Annotated in this window: 10 protein-coding genes and 1 tRNA gene; 6 read left to right on the top strand and 5 right to left on the bottom strand. The window is 65.1% G+C overall.

Going from position 1 to position 13,346, the window contains the following annotated elements; all coding sequences use genetic code 11:
* Positions 1–9 precede the first annotated feature (9 nt).
* Both ABZV44_RS16205 and ABZV44_RS16200 read left to right on the top strand, forming a co-directional pair.
* Complete coding sequence (locus tag ABZV44_RS16205) at positions 10–1,356, top strand: LLM class flavin-dependent oxidoreductase (RefSeq protein ID WP_354836664.1); 1,347 nt, start codon at positions 10–12, stop codon at positions 1,354–1,356.
* Positions 1,353–5,156, top strand: a complete 3,804-nt coding sequence (locus ABZV44_RS16200) for an ABC transporter ATP-binding protein (RefSeq protein WP_354836662.1) — start codon at positions 1,353–1,355, stop codon at positions 5,154–5,156. Before ABZV44_RS16205 ends, ABZV44_RS16200 begins: the two co-directional genes overlap by 4 nt.
* 83 nt (positions 5,157–5,239) lie before the next feature.
* Here the strand turns inward: ABZV44_RS16200 and ABZV44_RS16195 are convergent, their stop codons facing one another.
* Positions 5,240–6,271: a putative zinc-binding metallopeptidase gene (locus tag ABZV44_RS16195; protein ID WP_354836660.1), complete on the bottom strand. Its 1,032-nt coding sequence runs from the start codon at positions 6,269–6,271 to the stop codon at positions 5,240–5,242.
* Between the two features lie 121 nt (positions 6,272–6,392).
* Between ABZV44_RS16195 and ABZV44_RS16190 the strand changes: the two genes are divergently transcribed.
* Positions 6,393–6,725 carry a hypothetical protein gene (locus ABZV44_RS16190; RefSeq protein WP_354836659.1) on the top strand — a complete coding sequence of 111 codons (333 nt, stop codon included), beginning with the start codon at positions 6,393–6,395 and terminating at the stop codon, positions 6,723–6,725.
* A 58-nt stretch (positions 6,726–6,783) separates the two neighbouring features.
* Here the strand turns inward: ABZV44_RS16190 and ABZV44_RS16185 are convergent, their stop codons facing one another.
* Both ABZV44_RS16185 and ABZV44_RS16180 read right to left on the bottom strand, forming a co-directional pair.
* Positions 6,784–7,122 carry a hypothetical protein gene (locus tag ABZV44_RS16185; RefSeq protein ID WP_354836657.1) on the bottom strand — a complete coding sequence of 113 codons (339 nt, stop codon included), beginning with the start codon at positions 7,120–7,122 and terminating at the stop codon, positions 6,784–6,786.
* 52 nt (positions 7,123–7,174) lie between these two features.
* Positions 7,175–7,477: a hypothetical protein gene (locus tag ABZV44_RS16180; protein WP_354836655.1), complete on the bottom strand. Its 303-nt coding sequence runs from the start codon at positions 7,475–7,477 to the stop codon at positions 7,175–7,177.
* A gap of 328 nt (positions 7,478–7,805) precedes the next feature.
* Between ABZV44_RS16180 and ABZV44_RS16175 the strand changes: the two genes are divergently transcribed.
* The 3 genes from ABZV44_RS16175 to ABZV44_RS16165 all read left to right on the top strand — a co-directional run bounded on the left by ABZV44_RS16175 (position 7,806) and on the right by ABZV44_RS16165 (position 8,590).
* On the top strand, positions 7,806–8,270 hold the full coding sequence (locus ABZV44_RS16175; protein WP_354836653.1) for a hypothetical protein: 465 nt from the start codon (positions 7,806–7,808) through the stop codon (positions 8,268–8,270).
* A gap of 27 nt (positions 8,271–8,297) precedes the next feature.
* The gene (locus tag ABZV44_RS16170) at positions 8,298–8,453 is read left to right on the top strand and encodes a hypothetical protein (protein ID WP_354836651.1); all 156 of its coding nucleotides are present in this window, start codon (positions 8,298–8,300) and stop codon (positions 8,451–8,453) included.
* Positions 8,454–8,515: 62 nt separating this feature from the next.
* Positions 8,516–8,590: transfer RNA gene (locus ABZV44_RS16165), tRNA-Val, on the top strand.
* On the opposite strand, the gene ABZV44_RS16160 is transcribed toward ABZV44_RS16165, so the two are convergent.
* On the bottom strand, positions 8,547–10,223 hold the full coding sequence (locus ABZV44_RS16160) for a recombinase family protein (RefSeq protein WP_354837064.1): 1,677 nt from the start codon (positions 10,221–10,223) through the stop codon (positions 8,547–8,549). The genes ABZV44_RS16165 and ABZV44_RS16160 overlap by 44 nt on opposite strands.
* Positions 10,224–11,888: 1,665 nt before the next feature.
* On the bottom strand, positions 11,889–12,644 hold the full coding sequence (locus tag ABZV44_RS16155) for a helix-turn-helix domain-containing protein (RefSeq protein ID WP_354836649.1): 756 nt from the start codon (positions 12,642–12,644) through the stop codon (positions 11,889–11,891).
* Positions 12,645–13,346 lie beyond the last annotated feature (702 nt).

The following is a 13,346-nucleotide window of genomic DNA, read 5'->3' as shown; positions in this document are numbered from 1 at the left end:
GAACCCTTCATGCCATCGAAACAGCTGCACCTCAACGCATTTCTCATGTCGACCGGACACCACGAGGCCTCGTGGCGGCTGCCGGAATCCGATCCGTACGCGAACACCAAGATCGATCACTATGTGCAGCTGGCCCGCATCGCCGAACGCGGGAAGCTGGACTCGATCTTCTTCGCCGACAGTCCGGTGCTCTACGGCGATACCGGGCGCCGCCCGGCCGGCAAGCTGGAGCCGACGGTCCTGCTCACGGCCATCGCGGTGCAGACCTCGCGGATCGGTCTCATCGCCACCGCGTCCACCAGCTACAACTCGCCGTTCAACCTGGCGCGCCGTTTCGCCTCGGTGGACTGGGTATCGGGCGGGCGCGTCGGCTGGAACATCGTCACCACCGCCGGCGCCGACGCCGCACGCAACTTCGGACTCGACGACGTCCCCGACCACAGGCTGCGCTATGCGAAGGCCGCCGAATTCGTCGATGTGGCAACGAAACTGTGGGACAGCTGGCAGGACGACGCCGTGCTGGCGGACAAGGAATCGGGTATTCACACGGATCCGGACCGGGTCCGCAGGATCGACCACGAGGGCCGGTTCTTCAAGGTCGCGGGTCCGCTGAACGTGGCGCGGCCGCCGCAGGGGTATCCGGTGCTGGTGCAGGCCGGTTCCTCCGAGGACGGCAAGGACTTCGCCGCCCGCTACGCCGAGGCGGTGTTCACCGCACAGCAGACCATCGAGGACGGGCTCGCGTTCTACACCGATCTGAAGGGTCGCGCGATCGCTCTCGGCCGCGACCCGGAGACCATCAAGATCCTGCCGGGCATCGTGCCCGTCATCGGCGATACCGAGGAGCACGCCAGGGAATTGGATGCCGAACTGGAGCGGCTGATCTCACCCGAGTACGCCAAGCGCCAGCTGGCCCGTACCTGGGGCATTCCGGTGGAGGACCTCGACCTGGACAGCGAACTGCCCGACGACCTGCCCACCGAGGACGAGATCCAGGGCGCCAAGAGCCGATTCACCCTCATCGTGAATCTCGCTCGGCGCGAACGGCTCACGCTGCGCCAGCTGATCGCCCGGCTCGGGGGCGGACGTGGCCACCACACCTTCGCCGGCACCGCTGATCAGGTCGCCGACACCATCGAGGAGTGGTTCACTCGCGGCGCCGCGGACGGGTTCAACATCATGCCCGCCGTGCTGCCCTCGGGTCTGGAGCGTTTCGTGGACGAGGTGGTGCCGATCCTGCAGCGGCGCGGGCTGTTCCGCGCCGAGTACACCGAGACGACGCTGCGTGGGCACTACGGTCTGCAGCGGCCCGCCAATCAGTTCTCCGGAGCCGGCGCGCTCGTGGTCGCGGGATGAGCTGGGGCTCCGGCTGTTCCGCGGACGCGGCCTCGAATACCCGCGCCGACGGGTGGATTCGCTATCTGCTGCGGCGTTGCGCACAGCATCGCCGCACCGTATTGCTCGCGTGCGCCGGTGCGTTGGTATCCAACGTCTGCACGGCCGTGCTGCCGCTGCTGGTACGGCATGTGGTCGACACCGTGACCACCACGGCAGCCTCGGTGCTGCCGTGGGTGCTGGTGCTGCTCACGGTCGGGGCCACCCGGTTCGTGGCGGGGTACGGGCGGCGCACCGGGTCCTCACGGCTGTCGCTGGACGTGCAGCACGATCTGCGGCGTGACCTGTTCGCGGCGTTGCTGCGGCTGAACGGCCGGCAGCGGTCGGGGCTCTACACCGGACAGGTCGTGAGCCGTGCCATCACCGACGTGACGCTGATTCAGATGTTCCTGCAACTGCTTCCGCTGGTCGCCGGCAATGTGGTGCTGCTGGCCGTTTCACTGATCCTGATGGCGTCGATGTCGCCGATGCTGAGTGTCATTGCGCTGCTGGTGGTTCCGGCGCTGTGGCTGATCACCTCCCGCAGTCAGCGAGAGCTGTTCCCCGCCAACTGGGACGCGCAGGCCCGCGCCGCCGAGGTCGCCATGCGAGTGGAGGCGGCGGTGACGGGCGTGCGGGTGGTGAAGGGTTTCGGGCAGGAATCGCACGAGCTCGAGGAACTGGCGGGCTCGGCCCGGGACCTGTACCGGTCGCGGTTGCGCATCACGCGGATCACCAGCCGGTTCACCCCCGCCATGCAGGCGGTGCCGGCCGCGGGGCAGGCGCTGATTCTGGTCGTGGGCGGGCTGCTGGCGCTTCGGCAGTCCATCACGCTGGGCACCTTCCTGGCCTTCATGACGTACCTGGGCTCGTTCGTCACCCCGATCCGCATGTTCTCCATGCTGCTCACGGTGAGCCAGCAGGGCAGGGCCTCGCTCGAGCGGGTCCGTGAGGTGATCGAGACGCCCGTACCGCGTGAGGCGGCCGCGGCGCAGTCGGCCGCCGAGGTGGCGGGCGACTCCGGCAGTGCGCCTCGGATCGAGTTCCATGGCGTGCGTTTCGCTTTCGAGGCGCAGCCACCGGTGTTGAACGGGCTCGACCTCATTGTCGGGCCGGGGGAGACGGTGGCCGTTGCCGGTGCGGCCGGTTCGGGCAAATCGATTCTGGTGCAACTGCTGCCCCGCCTGTTCGATCCCGATGCGGGCCGAATTCTGGTGGACGGCATCGATATCCGGGATCTACCGGACCTGCGCGGCCGGATCGCGATGGTCTTCGAGGACACCTCGCTGATGGCGGACACGGTGCGGGCCAATGTGTCCTACGGCCGTCGTGACGCCACCGACGAACAGGTGTGGCACGCACTGTATCTGGCTGCCGCCGACGAATTCGTCGCCGCGCTGCCCGGGGGCCTGGACACGCACATCGGCGAGCGTGGACAGCGGTTGTCCGGCGGACAGCGTCAGCGCCTGGCCCTGGCCCGCGCCTTGATCACCGACGCCCCGATCCTGGTGCTCGACGACGCTACCTCCGCCATCGACGCACAGGTGGAGGAGGAGATCTTCGCCCGCGTCGCCGCCGAGGTGCGCCGGCGCACCACCATCGTGGTGGCGCACCGGATCTCCACTCTCGCACTGGCCGATCGGGTGGCCGTGCTGGACGGCGGCCGGGTCGCCGAACTCGGCACTCTGCACGATCTGCAGACCTCCGGAGAGCTGTTCCACGCCCTGTTCACCGCGCCGGACCCGGTGAGTATCGCCGCCGATCTGAGCGCGGTGACCGACACCGTGCCCACCGCCGGACTGTGGACGGGCACCGAGACCGACGGTGACGAGTCACGTGCGCTGGAGCAGATGGCCAGAGCGTTCGCCCGGCGTGCCGCCGGCTCGCCGGGGGCGATGGGCGGTCACCTGGGCGGGGGCATGATGTCGAGCGCCCCGCCGAGCGGCGACGTGCGCGCCCTGATCGGGCGGTTGCCCGCAGCCACCGGTGAACCCGATGTGCCCGAGCATTTTTCGCACACACCGGACCCGAACTTCGATTTGACGCGCTTGCTGCGGCCGTTCGCGTTGCCGCTGCTGGCCGGACTGGGGCTGGTCGCCCTGGACGCCCTGGCACAGATCCTGATTCCGTTCCTGGTGCGCTACGGCATCGACCACGGCGTGCTGGCCGGAGCCCGCGACGTGCTGCTGCTGGCCGCCGCGTCCGCGCTGGTCGTGGTGGTCGTGGACTGGGTGATCACCGTCGCCCAGGTCCGCGTGACCGGACGGGCGGGGGAGCGGCTGCTCTACGGCCTGCGGGTGAAGGTCTTCGCCCAGCTGCAACGGCTGGGATTGCAGTTCTACGAGCGGGAACTGGCGGGCCGCATCATGACCCGGATGATCACCGACGTGGACGGGTTGTCGACCTTCCTGCAGACGGGACTGGCGGTCGCGCTGACCAGCACGCTGACCATCAGCGGCGTGGTGGTGGCGCTGATCGTGATCGACGGCCGCCTGGCGCTGGTGGTGCTCGCGCTACTGCCGGTGCTGGTGATCGCGACGGTCGCGTTCCGCCGGGCGTCGGTGCCCGCCTACAACCTGGCGCGCGAGCAGGTCAGCGCCGCGAACGCCTACCTGCAGGAGAACGTCGACACCATCGCGGTGACCCAGGCCTACCGCCGCGAGGCGATCAATCAGCGCGAATTCGAGCGTCGCTCATGGGGTTACCGCGATGCGCGGCTGCGCAGTCAGACGCTGATGGCGCTGTTCTTCCCGTTCATCGAGATCATGTCGGTGATCGCCACGGCCGCCGTGCTGGCGGTCGGGGTGCACCAGGTGCGCGAGAGTGCGCTCACCGCAGGGACATTGATCGCGTTTCTGCTCTACATCGATCTGCTGTTCGCCCCCATCCAGCAGTTGTCGCAGGTTTTCGACAGCTACCAGCAGGCGGTCGTCGGCATCGAGCGCCTCGGTGTGCTGATGCGCGAGCCCGTGTCCACCCCGGACGCGCCGGATGCGCGTCCGGTCGAGCGGCTCGCGGGCGAGATCGAGTTCCGCGGTGTGGGTTTCGCCTACCAGGGGGCCGATCGGCGAGTGCTGTCCGGCATCGATCTGCGAATCGCGCCCGGCCAGCAGGTCGCCGTCGTCGGCGAAACCGGAGCCGGCAAATCCACCCTGGTGAAACTGCTTGCGCGCCTGTACGACACGACCGACGGAGCCGTGCTCGTCGACGGCGTCGACATCCGCCGCTACCGGTTGCGCGACTACCGCAAACGGCTGGGCGTGGTGCCGCAGGAACCGTTCCTGTTCGGCGACACGGTGCATGCCACCATCGCCTACGGAAAACCCGATGCCACACCCGCCGACATCGAATGGGCGGCACGCGCGGTCGGCGCCCACGAGATGATCGCCGCTCTCGAGCACGGTTACCGGCAGCCGATCGGCGCGCACGGCGCCGCTCTGTCCGCCGGTCAGCGCCAACTGCTGGCGCTGGCCCGCGCTCAACTGGTGGAGCCCGACATACTCATCCTCGACGAGGCCACCGCTTCCCTGGACCTGGCGACCGACGCCCGCGTCCGCGCGGCCGTCGAGGTCCTCACCGCGGGCCGCACCACCATCGTCGTGGCCCACCGCCTGGCCACCGCCGCCGATGCCGATCTGATCATCGTGATGGGCGACGGCCGTCTGCTGCAAACCGGCCGCCACGCCGAGCTGCTCGAGATCGACGGCCCCTACCGCCGGTTGTGGTCGGCCTATGTCGGCGACGAAGCCCCCGCGGACCACTTCGCTGCCGAATCATCATGAGTACGGGTGCCCGCGAGTTGCGGTTTCTTCACAGACCAGCCGGGACCGGTCCTACCTGTGGTGCCGTGTTCGCGACTGAACGGCTATCTCCGCGTTGCCGAAGCTGTTGCGCGGCCGATCAGCTCGTGGATGAATCGCATCTTGTCCAATGCCGCCGGGGCCAGGACGAAGGGATAGAGGTCGGGGTGGCCCATCGACCGGTTGACCTGGTTGAGGGCCCATGACAGTGGCAGCCACTGCTCGATGAGGCGATCGAAACCGGTGTCGGCGCGCAGCCGCACTTCGGATCGGGTGCTTGCCGGGGTCATCGCGAATGCTGCTGCGGTGTCGAGGGTTTCACGGATATGGAGGTAGTGGGCGAAGGTCTCGGCCCAATCCTCGACGGGATGCGTTGCGGCATAGGCGGACACGAACCGATCCGGCCAGTCCGGTGGCGGGCCGATCCGATAGTTCCGGTCCAGTGCGGCCGCATAGTCCTCGTCGGGGTCGCCGAACAGTGCCCGGAATCTCGGCTCCCGCAGGCCGTCGCCCACCAGGACCTGCTGGTAGTGGTGGCCGAGCTCGTGGCGGAAGTGGCCCACGAGTGTCCGGTATGGCTCGTCCATCGATACGCGGAGTCGTTCGCGGTGCACATCGTCGCTTTCGGCGAGGTCCAGCGTGATCAGCCCGCTGTGGTGGCCGGTCGTCACCGCCTCACACGCGCTGGACAACAGATCGAAAGCCAGGCCATGGTGGGGATCCTCGTCTCGCCCGACGATCGGCAACCCGAGTTCGTTCAGCTCGAGGATCACCCGCCGCTTGCTCGTCTCGGCTTCGGCGAATTGGGCCAGCGCCGGGGAGTTGTCGTCCGCGGGCCGGGTTCGGGTCAACCGGCACGAACGGCATAATTCACCGCCGGCCCCGGTTGTCGCTGGGACCAGCCAATTGCACTGGGCGCGCTGCAGATTGCCGCATGTCCGCCAACGCTGACCGTCGACAGTGGTCGTCCCGCGCGTATCGAGGACGAGCAGGGTGCGACTGGGCAGGTGAAACCCCAGCGCTCCACCGCATTTCAGGCAGACCGAATTCTCGAACGACAATCGCTGTCCGCACCGACCGCACGTGAAGTCTCGCAAGGGATTCCTTCCTGTCGTACTTCCCGCGATTCCCGCGTTCATCGTTTGGATCCCTGGCTGCGGGTACCCCCGAAGAGCAGGCGTCGGGCGCGTCGCCCGGGCCGGATGTGAGGTATCGATAATGACCACGGAAGGAGCGTCGGAGTTTCCGCCGCTCGATGGCGCCGCGGATCTTTCCCGCGCAACGCAGGTGCAGCAGGGAGAGGTGCTGGCCGACAGCCGGAACTGGGCGGGCTTCGCGTTGATGTTCTGCGGCGTCCTCGCCACTGCCGTCGCGTTCCTGGCTCTCTGGCTGCATCAGCCGGCCCTGGGCCTGGTCGGCACGATCCTGGCCGCCGTCGGCCTCGCCGGCGGCGCCGCGCTCATCGTCCTGGAACGACGCCGGCGAACGACGGTGACGACCGACATCGACGAGCCGATCGTCTGGCGTCCAGCCGGGCCGCCGCGGTATTGAGCCCGACCCGGCGCAGTGATGTGGTGTCGAGATGGCGGGCTGATCCGGAGGCGAGAAGCTACCCCTCGGTCGAATCATCTTCGGCTGACGCGCTTTTGCGCAGGATGCGGAAATCCCGCTGCAGGTCGGTGAGCGATACCGCACACACCCGGCCGCCGCCGACAGGTCGAACCTCCGCGTACGGAATCGGGTTGTGTCGCACCGCTGTGACCTGGGAAGCACCGAGCGCGGTGTCGTGGATGGGGACCAGACGCGTTCCTTTTGCGATTTCCACGGTTCTCGACCTCCGGGTGTATGCCGCGATCTGTTTCGTATTCGCGTACCCGCCTCGGCGTCGGTCAAACGGCACCAGCTCGTCTTCACGCCTCGGCGCCCCTGCTCGAGCGGTGAGGGTCATGGGAAACCGCAGCCTGGCCAGGCGCGATGCACTCTGGCCAGGTGCGCAGTCGTCAGTTGATGGAGAAACTGCCCGCCATCGGGGGCGTGCCGGCCGCTCCGGCCGCCACGGTGCCGATCGGATCGCCCGAGCAGTCGATGCTGGCGTAGAAGGTGGCGTCCTGGTCGGTCGAGTTCGTCACGGTGGTCGTGTCCAGGTCGGTGAGCAGGATCCGGACGCAACCGGACGGGTTCACGAGAACCCTGCCGTTCGAGACCAGGGTGCCGGTCGACGCGCCCGCGGTCGCGGGCACCAGCACCGCCACCATCCCGGCCACCGCGGCAGCGCCGAATACTCCAGCAATACGCAACTTCATTGGATCCTCCGTGGTGAATCTGCACCCGATCGCCCGGGCACCGTAACCCTGGCAAACTACACCGGCCGAAGGCGCCGCCATGTATCCAGAAAAATACGGCCGTGTTTCGGCATGCGCCCGGATCGCCGCCCGCGAATGCCCCACCACTGCAGACGATTACCTTGGCGCCGGTCTTTTCAATTACTGTCCGATCGAGCGAGTCGCGGCGGCTGTCGGACAACCGATCCAGACCGGTCATCCGGGTTTCGTCTTCACGCCGATCACGTACTGGCCGGGGCGGTTGGGACCGGTCACCGACCCGGACCAAGCGCGAGAATGGCCCGAGCTGGTGCTGCTGTCGGCTCCCGGTCATGTGGAAGACGAGTCGCGGCGCCCAGTACTCGAGATGGTGCTGCGGGCGCTCGAGACCTTCGGGCCCGAGAGGGGCCTGATCTACTATGACTACATCAGCGCGCGACTGCCCGAGGCAGCCCGCATCGAGCTGGAGGCCATCATGTCGATTTCGGTCGAGAACTACCAGTGGGAGAGCGAATTCGCTCGGCGCCACCAGGCGATCGGACACGCCGAAGGCGTGGCGGAAGGTCGAGCGGAAGGCAAGGCCGAGGGCGTGGCCGAAGGCCGGGCCGAGGGGGAGGCTTCGGCGATTCTCACGGTTCTGGCCGCTCGGGGGATCGAGGTCGACGGAGCCGCTCGTGAGCGGATTCTGGCATGCGCTGATCTGGAGCGGCTGTCGGATTGGCTGACCCGGGCTGTCACGGTGGCCGCGGTGGCCGAGCTGTTCGATTCGCCGTAGCGCCGGCTCGCTCCTGCGGATCCGGCCATGGTCGCCCATGTCGAAGGCAACGTCGCTGCCGCTGAAATCGCCTTCACCGCAGCAGAATTCGATGCCCTGGCCGACACCGCCCGAGTCGGCTACCATGCGCCGCAGCGAGCGATGGTGCACCCGATTTGGCATGACAGTGGGTGGACGCGCTAATGTTCTCTCAGCCGGAGCGGGGGAGACCCCGACCCGGGCAGTCGCCTCGAGCGACGAGCTACGGTTCTATAGCTCAGCGGGAGAGCACTCGCTTCACACGCGAGGGGTCGCTGGTTCGATCCCAGCTAGAACCACCATAAGGGGCTTATTCCAACCAGCGTCCGCTCGCTGGTTCGAGTAAGCCCCTTTCTGCTTTCTGTGCGGTGAGGGGCTGGTGCAGGCGTGGCCGGCTTGATGGAGGGCGGCGAACAGGTCGGTTTTCTCGTCGCTGATCGTCGGTTCGATGGTGTCCTGATGATCGTCGATGTAGAAGCGTTGGTAGAAGGTTTCGTTGAGCAGGCGGCGGACGTCGGTGCTGGCGTCGCGGTAGAGGACGTAAGGGTCGGCAACGAGGTCCAAGGCGTGCCGGAGCACTCCAGCGCCGATGGTGAGCTCTTCAGAGGTGTTCGTGAGCCCGGCTTCGAGCCGTTTGCGTTGGGTCTTGATGTCGATCAGCTTCATGCGGACTTTTGCTTGGGGCATCGAGCCGTCGGCGAGCAGGTCGATCAGGCGGTTTTCCTTGGCGTCGAGCTGTTTCAGTTGACGGTTGAGGCTGGCGTGCCGGTCACGGACGGTGGTGTGTTCATCGGCGACGACTTCTTCGAGGAGCCTTCGGGTCTCGGTGGCGAAGGATGTCGAGAGCTGCAGTGTGCGATAGTGCTCGGCCACGGCCTCTTCGACCATTTCGACTGGGAGGTAGGGGAGATCGCATAACCCCTCTTTGCTTCTGCGGCACTTGAAGTATGTGTACTTGCTGCCGTTGCGGCTGGTCGACTGGTTGAACACCAGCCGTGAGGTATGCCCCTGGTCGCGGCAGCGAGTGCAGAACAGGAACCCTTTGAGGTAGTGGTTGTGAACCCGGTCGCGGTTCCCATTGGCGCTGCGCTGGCGGAGCACATCCTGAACGCGGTCGAACAGTTCATGGCTGATCAGCGGTTCGTGGCGCCCGGGATAGATCTGGCCCTTCCACGTGACGTAGCCGACGTAGTACGGGTCGCGCAGCATGTTGTGCAGGGTTGAGGCCGATACTGGTCGTTGTGCCGGGTAGCGGCTGGTCGGAGGAGAAGTCAGCCCCAGGTCGGCCATCGCCGCTTCGAGATCGTCGAGGCCGTGCTCGCCGGTTGCGTAGAGTTCCCAGGCCTGCACGACGAGCGGTGCACGGTCTTCGTCGATCTTGATGGTGTTGACCTGGCGGCCTTCGAACAGTATGCGGGTGTTGACGTATCCGAGTTTGGCTCGGCTGCAGGTGCCGCCGCTCATGGCCTTGTTCAGCATTTTGATGCTGATGTCCTGGCCGGACAGCCTGTTCTGGGTGTCGTTGAAGATGTCAGTGATGGCGGCCATCATGTCGGCGTAGATACCTTCGCCGAAGTCTTCCCGAGCCGAGATCAGCTTCACGCCCATCTTGTCGAGCTGGCGCTTGGTGACCGCGGCGTCGATGTAGTTGCGGAAGGCGCGGGACCGGGCATAGACGATGACGTACTTGATCTCGGGGTGCTCGTTAAGGTAGGCCAGCATCTCTTGGAACACGGGCCGGTTCTCGACGGACTTGGCCGATACTCCTGGCTCGACGAACTCCTTGACGATCCGGGTAGGAAGGTTGTCGGCACGCTGTTCGACGACGCTGCGTTGGGTCGCAATCGAATTGCCGTCCGGGTCGATGTCGATGGCGGTGTTCAACTGTTTCTTGTCCGAGACTCGCAGGTACGCGACGGCCGGATCGGCGGTCACGGCAGCTTTCACTGTTCCTCCTCAGCTGATTCGGATTCCTTCGCCAGCGCGATGACGGCGCGGCTGAGCCTGCGAAGATCCGGTGGCTCACGCCTGTCGCTGTCCACGACCAGGCGGTGCTCACGTCTGTCGCCGATCGGCGTCTCACCGCGGCTAGACATCCCGTACTCGCCTGCTGGGCGCTTTGGTGTTGCTACGGCCTAGCTGTTGACCGGAGCGCCCTCCAAGATTCTTGTTTTCGCCTTGCATTGCAAGAGGATTCGGTTCGCTAAAAGATAGCCATTGATGGCAATGGGGTTCACGGCCTGCGCACGAACGCCCAGCGGTGGCGGTGTCGGGAAAGGGCAAGCCTGGCCATGGGATCACTTGCCATGCATTGCATTTGCTGTGCCACGGACACATTCTGGCGGCGTTGGTCTGTCCTCCGCCTTCTTGGTGACGCTCGTATGCGCGAAACCCGAGCCTGCGACGACCGCCGGTGGAATAGATGTTGGGCGTACCAGGCTTGATTGTCATGGGTTTATGCAACAGAGCTGAGGACTTGATGCGCCAGCCGTATGCTGAACTGTGTTGTGCATGTTGAAGTTGGTTGTAGGTTCTTCTCTTCCAGCTTCAGGAACCTCAGAAGGCTGCGCTGATTGATCGTCCGAAATCGCCCTTCGATTCGGGATCGGCATTGTCCAGTCCCACAGCGATCTGACCGCAGGCTCTGGGTGACTCAGCTATGCGACGGGAACCTGTTGCGAGCGCTGGCGGGCTTCCTGGCCAAAATCCCTCCCGCAGGCCTCAATCCGCGGGCGTGACGGATTCCTTCGCTCGATGGGATGCATCGCCCATGTGGCCATGCCTGCGGGGTGTACGCCGGCAGCCGCCAATCGACACTGAACGGTATGCGTGTCGCAGATCACTGCTGGCGCCACGACCGGGGTGGCGCATGTAGTGTCTGGCCGTCAAACATGCTGAGCGATCAACATGGGCGATTACCCCCGAGCGAGCCCCAGGCTGATGTACTTCGGTCCTGGGGCTCGATTGGGTATGTGACGCGACAGCGAACGGGGGTTCCAACGGGCCGGGTCGCTCCGCGTGTCAGACGGTGCTTGGTGGTGTGCAACGGTTCTCGTCGAATCGTCGATCGCTTGACAAGGTCGCGCTGGGTCGCATTGTCACCACGGGAGACGATGGCCGGGGATCGTCCTGTTGTGGCTCGTACCGGAAGGTCGGGACGAGACGCCCGCGACCGAGGACGAACCGGTTGGGGTGCACGATCTCGTCCTCGGTTGTGCTGGTCAGCAATTCGGCGCGGGGTTCCGTGGGCAGTTCCGGTATCGGGTCTGCCCCTCGGCGGCGCTGCACCGGGTCGACCAGCACGTCGGCAATAGTGGTCACGACCGACGTGCCGGTCGGCAAAATCCCGACACAATTGTCTCAGCCGGTTGATAGCGTACTGGGAATCGCCTGCGATTGGGGTGGGGATCCACCGCAGGCTGATCAAGTCGCACCCAAGCGACGGTTACCCGAGTTCGGGTGCGAATCGCCCTTGCGAAGTTTGTTATCGCGAGGTTTTGCTAGCGGCATAAAAGTCCGGCAGCCCCCGAGCCCGGGGTAGCCCTTGTGGCGCTCGGCACATTAATGTCTGGTGTGCATCGGGCGCTATCGCGGGATGGGCTAAAGCGGGTCGGTGACGTTTTGCCTGTACGCATAGCAGACGCGGATATCGCGGGTGTCTGAGACCTCGGCGATATCGATACTGATGGAGTACGGATCGCCTGTGTCGGGGTCGCGCAGGTGGGCCAGTTCGTTGGGATGGCGCGCGTAGTCGACACGGATACTGCTGCTCCAGATACGACGGAAGTCGCGATCGCGTTTGAGGTAGTCGAAGAAAGCTTTGACACGGGGGTTGGTGCGGTAGCGGCCGAAGGCGCCGCGGAGCATCGCGACGTGGAAGAGAGCCTCCTGCTCCCATTGGAGTGTCACGTTCATCGCCGGGCGGGCATTCTTGTGGGTGCCGAAGAACCACTGGGCGACGTTGCTATTCGCCTGATCGACACCCGGCAGGGCGCGACGGAATGATTCGTTGGCGGACAGGACATTCCATAGCGGATCTGTGTAAACGCAGATCACACCTGTTCTATCCAGCTGGTCGAGCGTCTTGATCCTACTTGGCGTGTTGACTCGGTCGCGGAGCTCACCTACTGAGGGGAGCGTAGCTGGAGGCTGCCAGAGCTCGAGGGTGTGGCGAGCCTGCATGGCGTTCATGCCGTAGCCGGCGATCAATCGATGAATCATGTCTCGTCCGGGGATGTACCCGCGATCGATCTTGGCGATGTAGTCCTTGCTGATGTGGGTGAGTTCTGCCGCTTCCTCTCGGGTGAGGTGGCGGTCTTCCCTGACCCGTTGTAGCCAGGCGCCCAGGCTGGGCATCTGGATGTCGACTGGCTTCTTGTCGTGTGTGGTAGGCGGTTGCCGGCGGAGATTTCTTCCAGGAGCTGGACTCATGTCCTCTCCCCCCGTTCTGCGGTCGTGGTTCATCGCAAGGCGAACTGCGTTTTGAATGGCTCAACTCCCCCTTGAGTCGGGACCGTTCCTACCAGGGCGGGATGGTCCCGGCAACGAGGATTTCGCCATCTGGATTGCGGGACGTTTGCGATTGTGGCAGCAGTGTTGGAGGTCGTCTAACCGTGCCCGATCCATCCGTTGCGTCGAACGAATAATTTCCTTACCAGTTGGATCAACATTGCCTGCGTATTGGTCGCGAGCTCGATGGTAAGAATGTTATTTGGTAAATCCCTTACCACCTTCAGGTGTGGCGCGACGCTGTTTTCGAGGTTTTGATGAGGTTGCAAGTGCAACCGTTGAGAAAGGGAACCTTGTGGATCCGATGTCTATTCTGTCCTATCTGAATCTCGGCTCGTCGATCGCGTCGAATGGTCTGAGCCTCTTGACTCAGCTCGTTTCGATCGTGGCGTCGTTCCTGTAATTCCCGACTCTGCCTGACGGCGGTCCTGGCTGCAAAGCTGCAGCCAGGATGCCCGGCATGAGGGATTTCGAGCAATGCGCGATTTGGCGCGAAGTCATGTCTTCTCCTGATGAAGGGTCTATTCGGAATGCAAATTCCCGAGAATC

Origin of the sequence: Nocardia sp. NPDC004860, assembly GCF_040609015.1 — a bacterium.
Lineage (GTDB): Bacteria > Actinomycetota > Actinomycetes > Mycobacteriales > Mycobacteriaceae > Nocardia.
Note: the sequence above shows the minus strand (reverse complement) of the source record. Positions and strands in the feature narration are given on the sequence as shown.